Origin of the sequence: Pontivivens marinum (assembly GCF_900231835.1) — a bacterium.
Lineage (GTDB): Bacteria > Pseudomonadota > Alphaproteobacteria > Rhodobacterales > Rhodobacteraceae > Pontivivens > Pontivivens marinum.
On record NZ_OCTN01000003.1, the window covers coordinates 317,300 to 331,577 of the forward strand.

14 protein-coding genes and 1 riboswitch are annotated in these 14,278 nt (G+C 59.3%); of the genes, 10 read left to right on the forward strand and 4 right to left on the reverse strand.

The genetic code is table 11. The features are described 5' to 3' along the window. Positions 1–10: 10 nt before the first annotated feature. From CR254_RS10640 to CR254_RS10665, 6 genes are all read left to right on the forward strand, one after another. Positions 11–1,000 carry a 2-dehydropantoate 2-reductase gene (locus CR254_RS10640; RefSeq protein WP_097929828.1) on the forward strand — a complete coding sequence of 330 codons (990 nt, stop codon included), beginning with the start codon at positions 11–13 and terminating at the stop codon, positions 998–1,000. A gap of 91 nt (positions 1,001–1,091) precedes the next feature. Then, positions 1,092–2,018 (forward strand): histone deacetylase family protein, encoded by a 927-nt coding sequence (locus CR254_RS10645; protein WP_097929870.1) that lies wholly within the window; start codon positions 1,092–1,094, stop codon positions 2,016–2,018. Next, complete coding sequence (locus CR254_RS10650) at positions 2,015–2,245, forward strand: exodeoxyribonuclease VII small subunit (RefSeq protein ID WP_097929829.1); 231 nt, start codon at positions 2,015–2,017, stop codon at positions 2,243–2,245. The genes CR254_RS10645 and CR254_RS10650 overlap by 4 nt, the downstream gene beginning before the upstream one ends. Next, positions 2,245–3,126 (forward strand): polyprenyl synthetase family protein, encoded by an 882-nt coding sequence (locus CR254_RS10655; RefSeq protein ID WP_097929830.1) that lies wholly within the window; start codon positions 2,245–2,247, stop codon positions 3,124–3,126. The genes CR254_RS10650 and CR254_RS10655 overlap by 1 nt, the downstream gene beginning before the upstream one ends. A 10-nt stretch (positions 3,127–3,136) precedes the next feature. Beyond that, positions 3,137–5,065, forward strand: a complete 1,929-nt coding sequence (gene dxs, locus CR254_RS10660) for a 1-deoxy-D-xylulose-5-phosphate synthase (RefSeq protein WP_097929831.1) — start codon at positions 3,137–3,139, stop codon at positions 5,063–5,065. Positions 5,066–5,259: 194 nt separating this feature from the next. Then, positions 5,260–6,009 (forward strand): hypothetical protein, encoded by a 750-nt coding sequence (locus tag CR254_RS10665; RefSeq protein ID WP_097929832.1) that lies wholly within the window; start codon positions 5,260–5,262, stop codon positions 6,007–6,009. Positions 6,010–6,047: 38 nt separating this feature from the next. On the opposite strand, the gene CR254_RS10670 is transcribed toward CR254_RS10665, so the two are convergent. Next, positions 6,048–6,494, reverse strand: a complete 447-nt coding sequence (locus CR254_RS10670) for a tRNA (cytidine(34)-2'-O)-methyltransferase (protein WP_245851560.1) — start codon at positions 6,492–6,494, stop codon at positions 6,048–6,050. Positions 6,495–6,670: 176 nt separating this feature from the next. Here CR254_RS10670 and petA point away from each other — a divergent pair, with 176 nt between their 5' ends. From petA to CR254_RS10685, 3 genes are read left to right on the forward strand one after another with little or no spacing between them, the layout of a single operon-like run. Further along, positions 6,671–7,237, forward strand: a complete 567-nt coding sequence (gene petA / locus CR254_RS10675; protein WP_097929871.1) for a ubiquinol-cytochrome c reductase iron-sulfur subunit — start codon at positions 6,671–6,673, stop codon at positions 7,235–7,237. Positions 7,238–7,249: 12 nt separating this feature from the next. Further along, positions 7,250–8,566: a cytochrome b gene (locus CR254_RS10680; protein ID WP_097929834.1), complete on the forward strand. Its 1,317-nt coding sequence runs from the start codon at positions 7,250–7,252 to the stop codon at positions 8,564–8,566. Between the two features lie 23 nt (positions 8,567–8,589). After that, entirely contained in the window at positions 8,590–9,396 is an 807-nt protein-coding gene (locus tag CR254_RS10685; protein WP_097929835.1) for a cytochrome c1, read from the forward strand. Between the two features lie 52 nt (positions 9,397–9,448). Here CR254_RS10685 and thiQ read toward each other — a convergent pair whose 3' ends face one another. Genes thiQ through thiB form a run of 3 tightly spaced genes read right to left on the reverse strand, consistent with a single transcriptional unit; the run spans position 9,449 to position 12,655 of the window. Then, positions 9,449–10,147, reverse strand: coding sequence for a thiamine ABC transporter ATP-binding protein (gene thiQ, locus CR254_RS10690; protein ID WP_097929836.1), 699 nt, complete (start codon positions 10,145–10,147; stop codon positions 9,449–9,451). Beyond that, positions 10,134–11,684 carry an ABC transporter permease subunit gene (locus CR254_RS10695; protein WP_097929837.1) on the reverse strand — a complete coding sequence of 517 codons (1,551 nt, stop codon included), beginning with the start codon at positions 11,682–11,684 and terminating at the stop codon, positions 10,134–10,136. The genes thiQ and CR254_RS10695 overlap by 14 nt, the downstream gene beginning before the upstream one ends. After that, entirely contained in the window at positions 11,681–12,655 is a 975-nt protein-coding gene (thiB, locus tag CR254_RS10700) for a thiamine ABC transporter substrate binding subunit (protein WP_097929838.1), read from the reverse strand. The genes CR254_RS10695 and thiB overlap by 4 nt, the downstream gene beginning before the upstream one ends. A 31-nt stretch (positions 12,656–12,686) precedes the next feature. Continuing rightward, positions 12,687–12,785: riboswitch (TPP riboswitch) on the reverse strand. 108 nt (positions 12,786–12,893) lie between these two features. Here thiB and CR254_RS10705 point away from each other — a divergent pair. Beyond that, entirely contained in the window at positions 12,894–14,105 is a 1,212-nt protein-coding gene (locus CR254_RS10705; RefSeq protein ID WP_097929839.1) for a glycosyltransferase family 4 protein, read from the forward strand. Positions 14,106–14,278 lie beyond the last annotated feature (173 nt).

Consider the following 14,278-nt stretch of genomic DNA (forward strand, 5'->3'; position numbering starts at 1 on the left):
CGGCGCGGATATGCAAATCACTGTCATCGGGGCCGGTGCCATTGGCGGCTTTTTCGCGGGGCTTTGGGCACAGGCCGGATTGAACGTCACGCTGCTGGGCCGCGCCCGGCAGGCGGCGGAATATGCGAATGGCATCACCGTTAGCGACGCGCAGGGCTGGCAGGGGCACGGGCAGCCACGCTTCACATCCGATCCCGCCGCGCTGGCCCATGCCGACCTGATTGTGCTGACGGTCAAATGCACCGCGACCTTGAACGCCGCCGCCGATATCGCGGCCCATGCGCGGGCTGGTACGGTTGTGCTCAGCCTGCAAAACGGGGTCAGCAATGCAACCGATCTGGCCGCCGCCCTGCCCGACTTTACCGTACTCCCCGGCATGGTTGGCTTTAACGTCGTGCCAACCGGACCGGCCAGCTGGCAAAAGGTCGTCAGCGGCCATGTAAAGGCCCAGCGCCACCCGATCCTCGACCAACTGGCCGCAATCGACATCGCCCCCGTGGAACAAGTCGCGGATATGGAGCGGATTGCATGGGGCAAATTGCTGTTGAACCTGAACAACGCCATCAACGCGCTGTCCAACGTGCCCCTGCGCGAGGAGCTGTGGCAATGGCACTACCGCAGGGTCTTTGCCGCCGCGCAACGCGAAACGCTCCGCGTGCTGAAACAGGCCAATATCAAACCGGCAAAGGTGGGTGCGATGTCACCCACGCTGATGCCGCTTTTCCTATCCCTGCCTGATTTTATCTTTCGCCCCATCGCAAATCGTCTGATGCAGATCAGCCCGACGGCCCGCACCTCGATGTGCGAGGATTTCGCGCAGGGCAAACCCAGCGAGATTGATTTCCTGAATGGTGAGGTCACCGATCTGGCCAACCGCTACGGCATCGCCGCCCCCGTGAACCACCGCATTGTGGAACTGGTGCGCGACGCGGAAAATGGCGGCAGGCGCGAATGGTCAGGCCGCGATTTGACCCGCGCCGTGCTGAGCCGCCGCAAGTAGCCAGAATTTTGCCAGCCATATAGCAGCCACAAAGCAGCCATAGCGCAGCCACCCCGTGACGCCGGTTTTCAGCCCTGTTATCGTGGCGCGCATGACAGTCCTGATCACCCATCCCGCCAGCCTGAATCACGTCACGCCAGACGGCCATCCCGAACGGATCGCACGGATCGAGGCATTGATGCGCGCGCTCGAACCGCTCAATACTCTCGACCGGATCGAGGCCCCCGCCGCCACGGATGAAGCATTACTGCGCGTTCATCCGCAAAGCCATCTGGATGCCCTGACCGCCGCAATCCCCAGTACGGGTATCGCTCAACTGGACGCTGACACATGGATGTCACCCGATTCCCTAACCGCCGCCCGCCATGCGGCAGGTGGTGCGATTGCGGCTGTGGATACGGTTTTAGCCAATGGAGGCAATGCCTTCGTCGCCACGCGCCCGCCCGGTCATCACGCTGAAAAAACACGCACCATGGGGTTTTGCCTGTTGGGCAATGTCGCCGTGGCCGCAAAACACGCGCTGGACGTTCACGGCCTGACCCGCGTGGCGATCGTGGATTTCGATGTGCATCACGGAAATGGCACGCAGGACTTGCTGTGGGATGAGGAACGGGTGCTTTTCATCTCCTCCCATCAATCCCCGCTATGGCCTGGCACCGGAAAACCATCAGAGCGTGGCGCCCACGGCAATGTCCTGAATGTACCCCTGCCCCCCGAATCTGATGGGGAAACAATGCGACAAGCCTATGAAAATAAGGTCTTTCCCGCACTAGAGGCCTTCGCCCCCGAACTGCTGATTATCTCCGCCGGATTTGACGCCCATGCGGATGATCCATTGGCGCAGCTTAACTGGAACACCGCAGATTTCGTCTGGCTTACACAGGCGCTGTGCGATATCGCCGAACGGTATTGTCTGGGGCGGGTCGTCTCCGTCCTTGAGGGCGGGTATGACCTGAACGCACTGGCACAGGCCGCAACGGCCCATGTCAAAGTGCTGCAAGAAAGGGAAAAGAGATGAGCGAACCAAAGGTCGAAGATCTCAGCTTTGAGCAGGCAATGGCCGAGCTGGAGCAAGTCGTCGCTAAATTGGAGCGCGGCGATGTCGCGCTGGAACAATCCATCACGCTATATGAACGCGGCGCTGCCCTGAAAAAGCACTGCGAGAAACACCTGACCGCAGCCGAGGAAAAGATCGCGCAAATCACCGGCGACGGTGAGGGCACAAAACCTGCAAGCTTCGAATAATGCTAGATTTTTCAACGCATCTGGGCGACATCGCGACCCAGCTTGAAACCCGCCTCGACCAATTGCTGCCGACCGGTGATGACATCGCACAGGCAATGCGCTGGGGCACATTGGGCGGCGGAAAACGCCTGCGCGGGTTTCTGGTGGTGGAAAGCGCGGCACTGTTCGATGTGCCCCGCGACCAAGCGTTGAACACAGCCGCCGCCATCGAATGCCTGCACGCCTATAGCCTGATCCACGACGATCTGCCCTGCATGGATGATGACGACCTGCGGCGCGGGCGCCCGACGGTGCACCGCAAATGGGACGAGGCAACCGCCGTTCTGGCAGGGGATGCCCTACAAACACAGGCCTTCACGATCCTCTCTAACGCGACAACGCATCACGACGCGAATGTCCGTATTGCCCTGGTCGCCGCATTGGCGGCTGCATCGGGACAGGCCGGAATGGTTGGTGGACAGGCGATGGATATCGCCGCTGAAACAGCTGGTCGCGCGCTGAACCTAGATGAAATCCAGCTGCTGCAATCACTGAAAACCGGTGCGCTGATCCAGTTTTCGGCCCGCGCCGGTGCCATTCTGGGCCAAGCCGATGCGCAGGCCCACGCCGCATTGACCGCCTATGCGGATGCACTAGGTGTAGCATTCCAGATTCGCGATGATTTACTGGATGTTGACGGGGATGAGGCCACAGCAGGCAAGGCGCTTCATAAGGACGCACAGGCCGGAAAGGCCACCTATGTCTCCCTGCTCGGGGTAGACGGGGCGCGGGCGAAGGCAGACAGTCTTGTCGAACAGGCCATCACTGCGTTACGCCCCTTTGGCGCCGATGCATCCGCACTGGCCGACGCGGCACGCTATACGCTCGCACGTAATACTTAGGAGACCCGACATGGCTCAACGCCCCGAAACGCCGCTGCTGGACCGTGTCTCCTTTCCGTCCGACCTTGCGCAATTTTCCGATCGTGAGTTGTCCACCTTGGCGGACGAGGTGCGCGCCGAGACGATCAGCGCCGTCAGCGAAACCGGCGGCCATCTGGGCGCGGGCCTTGGCGTGGTGGAACTGACAGTCGCGCTGCATGCGGTTTTCGATACGCCGCGGGACAAGATTATCTGGGATGTCGGGCATCAATGTTATCCGCATAAAATCCTGACCGGTCGTCGGGATCGTATTCGCACCCTGCGCATGGCCGGTGGCCTGTCAGGATTCACCAAGCGGTCCGAGAGCGCCTATGATCCATTCGGCGCGGCGCATTCGTCCACTTCGATCTCGGCGGCGCTCGGCTTTACCATGGCGCGCGAATTGCACGGGAAATGCCCCGAGGGGCTGGGCGATGCGGTTGCGGTGATCGGTGACGGGTCCATCAGTGCCGGCATGGCCTATGAGGCGATGAACAATGCCGGTCATCTGGGAAAACGCATGGTCGTGATCCTGAATGACAATGAGATGAGCATCGCCCCGCCCACCGGCGCAATGTCCTCTTATCTATCGCGACTATATGCCGAGGGTCCGTTCGAGGAACTGAAAGCAGCCGCCGAAACCGCCGCCAGCCTGCTGCCCCCGCCCTTGCGTGAGGGGGCTAAGCGCGCCAAGGAATTGGTCAAGGGCATGGCAACCGGCGGCACCCTGTTCGAACAGCTCGGCTTTTCCTATATCGGCCCGATTGACGGCCATGACATGGACCAGTTGCTGGCCGTTCTGCGCGCCGTGCGCACCCGCGCCACCGGTCCTGTTTTGATCCACACCATCACCAAAAAGGGTAAGGGTTACGCCCCCGCCGAAGGTGCAGCGGATAAGGGCCACGCCCGCGCGAAATTCAACGTCATCACCGGTGAGCAGAAAAAGGCGGCCTCGAACGCGCCCAGCTATACCAAGGTCTTTGCCAAGGCGCTGATCGACGAGGCATCGCGTGACGAGCAGATTTGTGCCATCACCGCCGCTATGCCCGACGGTACGGGGCTGAACCTGTTTGCGGAACGGTTCCCCAAGCGGTGCTTTGACGTTGGCATCGCGGAACAGCACGCCGTTACCTTTGCCGGTGGCTTGGCAGCGGGTGGATGCAAACCGTTTACCGCGATCTACTCCACCTTCCTGCAACGCGGTTACGATCAGGTCGTGCATGATGTGGCGATCCAGCGTTTGCCGGTGCGGTTCGCGATTGATCGCGCAGGTCTGGTCGGTGCGGATGGCGCGACCCATGCGGGTACATTCGACATCGCGTTTCTGGCAAACCTGCCCGATTTCGTCGTGATGGCCGCCGCGGATGAGGCGGAGCTGGTGCATATGGTTGCCACCGCCGCCGCGATTGACGATCGGCCCTCGGCGTTCCGCTTCCCTCGGGGTGAGGGGATGGGCGTGGATATGCCCGAACGCGGTGTGCCTATCGAAATCGGCAAGGGCCGCATCCTGCGTGAGGGGACAAAGGTAGCAATCCTGAATTTCGGCGCCCGCATGGCCGAGGCGATGATCGCGCATGAGGAGCTGGAGGCGCACGGAATCTCCACCACTCTGGCCGATGCCCGTTTTGCCAAGCCGCTGGACCGCGACATGATCCTGCGCCTTGCCCGTGAACATGAGGTGCTGATCACGCTAGAGGAAGGCGCGATTGGCGGGTTCTCGTCCCACGTTCTGCACCTGCTGGCCGTTGAGGGCGCGTTGGAGCACGGGCTAAAGGTACGCCCCATGGTTTTACCCGACACCTTTATCGATCAGAATAGCCCAAAGGCGATGTATGATGTGGCCGCAATGAATGCGCCGCAAATCGTCGAACAGGCCCTGAAGGCGCTAAATATCGCGGGCATTCGCGACTTACGCGCCTAATCGAATCACAATTCGCGGGGCTGATGCGACTGTGACGCAGCGCACAGCCGCGCAACTTGTGATTGCACATCTGCATTTTTGCACAGTCCCCGCGCATAATATTCACTAATGTTTTCAAAGACCCTTAAAGTATTTTGTATCTTTAGAAGGCCGCCAAATCGCACGATTGTGAAAACCACAAAAGGGACACTCCAATGCGGATCAGCTTTCCAGTACTGCTCGCAACATCAATGATATTATTTGGATGTCAGGTAACTGTCGCGCCACCTGTGGCAACGCCAGTTCCCGCCGCTGGTGGCAAGGGCACGACACCAACCACACCGGTCAGCACCATCAATTTCGGCAATGATAGCGGCCCCTATCCGTTTGACGGCGAATGTGACGACCCACGGTTCCAAGGGACCGGTGTGGCGGCGGATTCGATCCTCAACTCTGCGAACCAGTTCCGCGATGCATCCGATTGCCGCGCTATGTTCAATTCTGGCCGTGCAACATTGCGTCCCGGTGGCGGCAGCGGTTTCCCCGTGGCCACCCCTGTCCCGCCGATGTCCAGCGTGAATTTCGGCAATGATAGCGGTCCCTTCCCCTTTGACGGCGAATGTGACGACCCACGTTTCCAAGGAACCGGTGTGGCAGCGGATTCGATCCTCAACTCCGCGAACCAGTTCCGTGATGCATCCGATTGCCGCGCCATGTTCAATTCGGGCCGTGCAACATTGCGCCCCGGTGGCGGCAGCGGCTTCCCCGTGGCAACATCGGTCCCGCCAATGTCCAGCATCAATTTCGGCAATGATAGCGGTAGCTTCCCGTTTGACGGCGAATGCGATGATCCACGCTTCTTTGGACCGGGCATGGCGGCAAATGCCAGCTTGACCTCTGCGAATAATTTCCGCGACGCGACTGATTGCCGGAACCTGTTCAATGCGGGTCGGGTTCAAATCTAACCCACGCGCTTACCGCTCCGCCAATCTGGCGGGGCGGTTTAAAACTGGGTCCGCAGCGCCTCATGCAGGGCGATTCCGGCGGCCACACCGACATTTAGCGACCGTCCGCCACCGGGCATCGCGATATAGACGCGGTGATCGCAGGCATCTGCGACCTCATCCGGTACGCCTGCGGATTCCCGCCCGACCATCAAAGTATCCGTGGGATTGAATGTAAATTCATGCAGCGGCGATGCGGCGCGGGTGCTCAACAACACCAGCCGACCTGCCACTGTGGGGCGAAACCTGTCCCACGAATCGTGGCGCACATATCCACCCTGCGGCATGTAATCCATTGCCGCGCGGCGCAATGCCTTGTCCGACAAGGGAAAGCCGCAAGGCTCGATCACATCCAGCCCGGTGCCGAAACATGCGCAAATTCGGATCATCGCGCCTAGATTGGCCGCGATATCCGGCTCGTAAACGGCCAGTCTCATCGCTACCATGACCTCCATGCAACGAACGGGGTGTTGCGTGCCGTGCGACGCATAGTCTGCTGGACCGACACGCGCACAGGGTGTAGGTGAAACTCAGATCGCTGCACAGTGCCGCGATATCGGAACATGACGTTGGCCCTGACACATTGCAAGGGGCCGAAACCGAAGAAGGGGAGATGCGTACCGTGTCCCAAGCCGCAGAAGAACCAAGCCGCCGCGACTTTCTGTACGTGGCCACCGCGGGAGCAGGGGCCGTTACGGTCGGCGCTGCTGTCTGGCCACTGGTCAACCAGATGAATCCGTCTGCCGATGTGCAGGCCATGGCCTCCATTCCAGTGGATGTGTCGGGTATTTCCGAGGGCACACAGCTGACCGTGCTGTTCCTGGGTAAGCCGGTATTCATCCGCCGCCGCACGCAGGAGGAGATCGAGGCAGCACGCGCAGTGCCGCTGAGCGATCTGAAGGATAGCGAGTCGCGCAACCCCAACAGCCCTGATGGCGAGGGCAGCCCCGCAACTGACGAAAACCGCGCGCTGAGCGAATCCGGTGAATGGTTGGTCATGCAGGGCGTCTGTACGCACCTTGGCTGTGTGCCTCTGGGCGATGGCGCTGGTGATTTCGGCGGCTGGTTCTGCCCATGCCACGGATCGCACTACGATACGGCTGGCCGTATCCGTCGTGGTCCAGCGCCGCAAAACCTGCACGTACCGGTTGCGGAGTTTGTCTCCGATACCGTCATTCAACTCGGATAAGGGAGCATACCGATGGGTGGCATTCCCCACGACCATTACGAGCCGAACTCCGGCGCGGAAAAATGGCTTCACCGCCGTCTCCCGATTATTGGCCTCGCATACGATACGCTGATGATCCCGACGCCCAAGAACCTCAACTGGATGTGGATCTGGGGCATTGTACTGGTGTTTACACTGGTCATGCAGATCGTAACCGGCGTTGTGCTGGTTATGCACTTCACACCACATGTCGATCTGGCCTTCACCTCGGTTGAGCATATCATGCGCAACGTGAACGGTGGCTGGGCAATCCGCTATATCCACGCGAACGGTGCGTCGCTGTTCTTTATCGCGGTTTATGCGCACATCTTCCGCAACCTCTACTACGGCTCGTATAAGGCCCCTCGTGAGGTAACGTGGCTGATCGGTGTCATCATCCTGATCATCATGATGGCGACTGTGTTCATGGGCTACGTACTGCCATGGGGTCAGATGTCCTTCTGGGGTGCGACCGTAATCACCGGCCTGTTTGGTGCGATCCCGATCGTGGGTGAGCCTATCCAGACGCTGCTGCTGGGTGGGCCATCGGTTGATAACGCAACGCTGAACCGTTTCTTCTCGCTGCACTATCTGATGCCATTCCTGCTGCTGGGCCTGACCTTGGTTCACGTTTGGGCGTTCCACACCACGGGCAATAACAACCCGACCGGTGTTGAGGTCCGTCGCGACAGCAAGGAAATCGCCGAGAAGGACACGCTGCCCTTCTGGCCATATTTCGTCATCAAGGATCTGTTCGCACTGTCCCTGATCATGACGATCTTCGTCGCTATCGTTGGCTTCATGCCAAACTTCCTCGGCCACCCGGATAACTACATTCCGGCGAACCCGCTGGTGACACCGGCGCACATTGTTCCTGAATGGTATCTGCTACCGTTCTACGCGATGCTGCGGGCGATCACGTTCTCGATCTCCATCCCGTTCACCGACGTTGTTCTGATCGATTCGAAGTTCCTCGGCGTGATCGTGATGTTCGCATCGCTGGCCGTGCTGGCCGTGGTTCCATGGACGGATACCAGCCGCGTTCGTTCGGGCCGTTATCGCCCGATGTTCAAGTGGTGGTTCATTCTGCTAGTCGTCGATTTCTTCGTCCTGATGTGGGCGGGTGCGATGCCGGCCGAGGCGCCAATTCCGCAGATCTCGCTGATCGGTACTATCTACTGGTTCGGCTATTTCCTCGTGGTTCTGCCGCTGCTGGGCCTGTTCGAAGAGCCGCTGCCACAGCCTGCGACGATCGAGGAAGACTTCGACGCGAAACACCCTGTCACCAGCAACTCCGCTGCGGCGGAATGACAGGCGAAGGGAAAGACAAGCCAATGAAGAAGACACTCCTTTCGGCCCTCGCGGCACTGACCCTAACCTTCAGCGGTGCAATCGCCGCTGAAGAGGGACATCAGGAAATCCACGACTATGCGTTCCCTTTCGAGGGGCCGTTTGGTCGCTATGACACGGCGCAGCTACAGCGCGGTCTGGCGATCTACACGCAGGTTTGTGCAGCATGTCACGGCATGGAACTGGTCTATTTCCGCAACCTGACGGAATCGACCGGCCCCGCAATGCCTGCCGATATGATCACGGAACTGGCCTCGAACTTCTATGTTCCCGATGACGGGCTAGAGGCACAGCCAGGTGATGAACGCCCTGCGACGCTGGCCGATAACTTCCCCGGCTCCGCGCTGGCAGGTGCGCCTGATATGTCGCTGCTGGCCAAAAGCCGCGCTGGCTTCCACGGTCCTTACGGCACTGGTATCAACCAGCTGCTGAACGGTATCGGCGGGCCGGAATATATCGCATCGGTTCTGACCGGCTTCACCGGTGAGGAAAAGGTCGAGGCTGGCATCACCTATTACGAAAACCACGCCTTCTCTGGCGGGTGGATCGCAATGGCGCCGCCAATCACTGAGGACGGCCTGTTCTTTGAACATGCTGACCATGCACCGACAGATCTGGAAAGCGCCGCACAGGATGTTTCCGCATTCCTGATGTGGGCCGCTGAGCCAAAGCTGAACCAGCGTAAGGCATTCGGCCTGACCGCTGTTCTGTTCCTCAGCTTGCTGACCGTGCTGCTGTACCTGACCAACAAAAAGCTCTGGTATAACGTCAAGCATCGCCACGAGGACTGATCCTCGGTTCACAATTGGAAAAGGCCGGAGCATGTCTCCGGCCTTTTTCGTTTCAGTCCAGCCCCAGATAATCCGCGACGGCACGGGGCGGGGCCGCAAAAAACTCAGCAGTCGGTAGCGGTGGATGCACCTGCCCCTGCGCCACGAACAACACATGATCTGCGATTGCACGGGCGTCCTCAGGCTCATGCGTGACCATCAGAACCGTCAGGTTTTGCTCCACCGCCACGGTACGAACCAGCGTCAGCATCTCACGCCGCAGACCGGGACCAAGCGCGCCGAACGCCTCATCCAGCAACAGAACCGGTCGATCCCGTAGCAACGCCCGCGCAATGGCGACACGCTGCTGCTGTCCACCGGACAGCATGGCTGGCTTACGCGCGGACAGCCCTTGCAGGCCCGTATGTTGCAGCACCTGCTGTACCCGCGATTTTTGTGCAGCGTTCAGCCGTAAATCAGGGCGCAGGCCCAATGACACATTCGCGGCAACATCCAGATGCGCGAACAGGTTGTGATCCTGAAACAGCACGCTGACAGGCCGCTGCGCAGGGGGCAGCGCCGTCACGTCCTGCTCACCAATCATCAACCGCCCTGCCCCGATCGAGGCAAAACCGGCCAGCGCCAGCAGTAGCGTTGATTTCCCAGCGCCAGACGGGCCGACAATGGCGCAAATTCCGGGGCCGAGCACCGTTAGATCGGCGCGCAACGAAAACCCGCCATTGCGTAGCACAGCGCCATCAAACCGGATCATGCGATTTTCCCAACCTGTCGATCACTGCAAACATACCGAAACTAAGCAGCAGCAATAGCAAAGCCGCCCCTGCTGCTGCCTCCATCCGGTATGCACCCATCAACTGATACATGACCAATGGCAAGGTCGCAGTGGTGGTGGACCCAAACAGCGCAATCACCCCCAGATCGCCCATAGACAGTGCCGCCGCCAACCCTGCGGCAAATGCAGCAGGCCCGCGCATATGCGGCAGCAACACATGACGCAACCGCGTATACCCCGTCAGCCCCAACATATCCGCCAAGCGTCCATCCGTGCGCCGCGCCATCGCAACCGCCGGAACAAAGGCACGCAGGGCAAAGGGCAGCGCCATCAGCGCATTGATCGTCACCACCATCGGCAGCGCAATCGCGAACGGATCAACATGGCCGCGCAACAGGATGAACCAGCCAGTCGCCAGTACAAAGGGTGAGATGACCAGCACCAGCAACATCGCCGCCTCGAAAACGCGCGCCAAACGGGGGCGCAGCTCGGCCATGCGCACCAGTCCGATGGACAGCGCCATGCCAACGCCGACAGTCAAAATGGCCGAGGACAGGGCCACCAAAATGGACCGGATCGCGGCCTCAACCACGCCATAGGGTAATTCCAGCAGCGCCGGAGCTCCCCGCAGGATGACAGCCAGCACAGGACCGGACAGAAACATCGCAACGCTGGCGATGACAACACCGTCCAGCACACGCCCCTCGGGTGGCGAAAACGGATCAGGGTGGATCATACCGGCCCGCGCCTCACCCGGACGAGCGATCAGCATGGTGACAGCAGCCACAATCAGGCACAGCCCCGTTTGGATCATGGCCAGCGTTCCCGCCCGCGGCAGATCAAATTCAAACCGGATCGCCTGATAGATCGCCAGTTCCAGCGTCGTGGCCCGCGGTCCACCTCCCAAGGTTAGCGCAATCGCAAAGCTGGAGATGCACAGCAGAAACACCAGCAAGCCGGCGCCGGGCAAAACCGTGCGCAGCATAGGCATCTCGATCAGGCGAAACCGCTCAACAGGGCCGAAGCCCAATTGCTGCCCCAGACGCAGATGCTCCGGCGGGATCGTCGCCCAGCCCTGTAGCAGCAGCCGCGTCACCAACGGGATATTGAAAAACAAATGCGCCAGAACAACGCCCGTCAGCCCGTAAATATTCAAACGCTCCGCGCCCACGCTTTCCATCAGCGCGGACAGCACACCATTGCGCCCCCAGATCGCCAGCAGGCCCAGAACAGCCACCAAGACGGGCAGCAGAAATGGTGCGCCCATCGCCGTGACCAGCAGGTCACGCCCGCGAAACCGACGTCGGGCCAGCGCCCGCGCCAAGGGCACCGCGATCAGTAATGATCCCAGCGCAGACAATGCCGCCTGTAACAATGTAAAACGGATCGCAGAAAAATCCGCGCCCGACACTGAAATCGCACCGCCGGACGCGCCTATCAGGGCTGAAATCGCGGCGGCGCAGCTCAATAAAATAAGCAGACCAGCCGCGATCCCGACCCAACCAGTTACCTTCACTGGCTCAACGCATCCTGCCAAATGGCCAATGCTGCGTCACGACGCTCCGCTGCAACCTCGGGCGATTGCAGCAAAGCGATCTCGGGCGATTGCAGGGTGTCGAAACCGGTGGGCACCTCTGCCTCATAGGCCGGATACATCCACTGCGTTGTGGGCAGAACAGATTGCAGCTGCGCCGAGGTCAGGAATGTCAGGAACTGCGCGGCAAGATCCGGCTGGTCACTGTCAGCCAGCGCGGCCGCGACCTCAACCTGCATATAGTGCCCCTCCTCAAAGGCAGCGGTAGCCTTACCGTCATCCTCCTCAGCAATCAGGTGATATGCGGGGGAGGTGGTGTAGGAGAGGACCATCTCGGCCTCGCCCTCCAGGAACAGGCCATATGCCTCGGACCAGCCCGGGGTCACGGTGACGATGTTATCCGCCAGATCAGACCAGATTTGATCCGCATCATCGCCATATAGCGCATCGATCCACATCAGCAGCCCCAGACCCGGGGTCGAGGAACGCGGGTCCTGAATCAAAATGCTGATATCGCTCTGCGCCAATTCCTCGAACGAGGTCGGCACGGTATCCAATGCATATGTCTCGTACACAAATGCAAAATAGGACCAGTCGAAGGGCACAAATGTATCATCCTGCCATTCAATCGGTAGAGCAGGCACGGCCAAATCCGTAGGAGCGGGGGCAAACAGGCCCGTTTCGCGTGCGGCCTGAATCAGGTTTGTATCCAGCCCCAGAACCACATCCGCATCGGTGCCTGCGCCCTCCAGCTGCAGACGCGCAACCATCGCAGCGCCGTCACCAGTGCCAACAAAGGTAAGATCACAGCCGCATTCTGCCTCGAACAGCGCCTCGACCTGCGGCCCTGCGCCCCAATCTGCCGTGAAGCTGTCATAAGTATAAACGACCAGTTCCTGCGCCTGCGCAGGCATAGCGGCCAAGGCGGCGAATAGGGCAGTAGTTCTAAGCATAAATTTATCCCTCTATGGCAGATGAAGGAATGGCATTGGCCACAGCCTTCCCTCCGCCGGTATGATCCGGTTCAGGTTCGACGGGTCTGCACTTGCATCTCAGGCCAAATGGCCACCCCGAGGCAGGACCAATTCTAAGCTGTTCATAGGCCAGCGCAATGCCCTATCGCCGCGTTGACTTGGCTCTAGACGCCTCCTAGGGTCAGCGCCTGTACTGTGTTTGCGAGGGTTGTACCTGATGAAAGTCCTATTCGTTCACCAGAATTCCCCCGCGCAATTCCGCCATGTTGCGGCCCGTCTGGCAGCAGATACCGCAAATCAGGTCGTCTACATCACCCATAAGGGTAAGCAGGGCCTGCCAAATGTTGGCAAGATCGAGTATGTGCCCCATCGCAAACCTGCAAAAGAGGCGCATCATTACCTGCGCAGCACCGAAAATGCCGTCCTATACGGACAGGGCGTCGCGCGGATCGCAACGCAGCTAAAAAAATCAGGCTTCATTCCTGATGTTATGATTGGCCATCCGGGATGGGGGGAAACCCTGTTTCTCAAGGATATCTTCCCAGACTCGCCGCTGATCAGTTACTGCGAATTTTACTACAATCCCGTTGGGACCAATATCGATTTCGATCCCGAATATCCTGACGGCGGTGAGATCGTCTTTCGCACGCGGATGCGCAACTCACATCACTTGATCGCGGCAGAAGCTGCTGATGCATTATATGCACCCACGGATTGGCAGCGACAGCAATTTCCCAGCGCCTATCGGGATAAGATCGAAGTCATCCATGACGGCATTGATTGCACACGGGCCTGCCCCAATAGCAATGCGACATTCAGCGTTGAAAATGGCCCCACATTTAAACCTGGTGACGAGGTCATCACCTATGTTGCGCGCAACCTAGAACCCTATCGCGGGTTTCACAGCTTTATGCGCGCTCTGCCCATGATCCTGATGGAGCGCCCCAATGCCCATGCTGTCATCGTTGGCGCCGACGGTGTCAGCTATGGCCGCTCCCTACCGAATGGAGAAACCTATAAGGACCGCATGCTCAAGGAAGTTATGCTACCTAAGGGTCGCGTGCATTTCACTGGGCAATTGCCATACGCAAATTATCTAAGCTTGCTCCAAGTCTCTGCAGCGCATGTCTACCTGACATACCCATTTGTCCTGTCATGGTCCTGCCTCGAGGCCCTCTCCGCTGGATGCGTTGTTGTCGGCTCGCGAACAAAGCCGGTCGAGGAAGTCATCACAGACGGTGAAAACGGGCTATTGGTAGATTTTTTCAAGCCGCAGGAAATTGCCGAACGTGTGGTTGATGTGCTGGGCAATGAGGTCGACGTGGCCCAATTGCGTCGCAATGCACGTCAAAGCGTTCTGGACAACTATGAGCTCGGGAAATGCCAAAACATGCTGGATGAACTGATTATTCGGACTGTAAGCCCGTAGCCCTCATGGCACATTGGATGATTTTGGTTTTTAAAATGAAAACGCGCTCTGCATTTCTGCAGAGCGCGTTTTGATTAGATCATCATTGTTTAGAGAGAATTGAGATATTGACAGGTTTGGCGGTGACCTACTCTCCCACGACTTAAGTCGCAGTACCATCGGCGCGGCGGCGC

Excerpts from the sequence above, each read along its gene's own strand:
- CR254_RS10640 (WP_097929828.1), top strand. The coding sequence starts at position 11 with ATGCAAATCACTGTCATCGGGGCCGGTGCCATTGGCGGCTTTTTCGCG.
- CR254_RS10645 (WP_097929870.1), top strand. The coding sequence starts at position 1,092 with ATGACAGTCCTGATCACCCATCCCGCCAGCCTGAATCACGTCACGCCA.
- CR254_RS10650 (WP_097929829.1), top strand. The coding sequence starts at position 2,015 with ATGAGCGAACCAAAGGTCGAAGATCTCAGCTTTGAGCAGGCAATGGCC.
- CR254_RS10655 (WP_097929830.1), top strand. The coding sequence starts at position 2,245 with ATGCTAGATTTTTCAACGCATCTGGGCGACATCGCGACCCAGCTTGAA.
- dxs (WP_097929831.1), top strand. The coding sequence starts at position 3,137 with ATGGCTCAACGCCCCGAAACGCCGCTGCTGGACCGTGTCTCCTTTCCG.
- CR254_RS10665 (WP_097929832.1), top strand. The coding sequence starts at position 5,260 with ATGCGGATCAGCTTTCCAGTACTGCTCGCAACATCAATGATATTATTT.
- CR254_RS10670 (WP_245851560.1), bottom strand. The coding sequence starts at position 6,494 with ATGGTAGCGATGAGACTGGCCGTTTACGAGCCGGATATCGCGGCCAAT.
- CR254_RS10680 (WP_097929834.1), top strand. The coding sequence starts at position 7,250 with ATGGGTGGCATTCCCCACGACCATTACGAGCCGAACTCCGGCGCGGAA.
- CR254_RS10685 (WP_097929835.1), top strand. The coding sequence starts at position 8,590 with ATGAAGAAGACACTCCTTTCGGCCCTCGCGGCACTGACCCTAACCTTC.
- thiQ (WP_097929836.1), bottom strand. The coding sequence starts at position 10,147 with ATGATCCGGTTTGATGGCGCTGTGCTACGCAATGGCGGGTTTTCGTTG.
- thiB (WP_097929838.1), bottom strand. The coding sequence starts at position 12,655 with ATGCTTAGAACTACTGCCCTATTCGCCGCCTTGGCCGCTATGCCTGCG.
- CR254_RS10705 (WP_097929839.1), top strand. The coding sequence starts at position 12,894 with ATGAAAGTCCTATTCGTTCACCAGAATTCCCCCGCGCAATTCCGCCAT.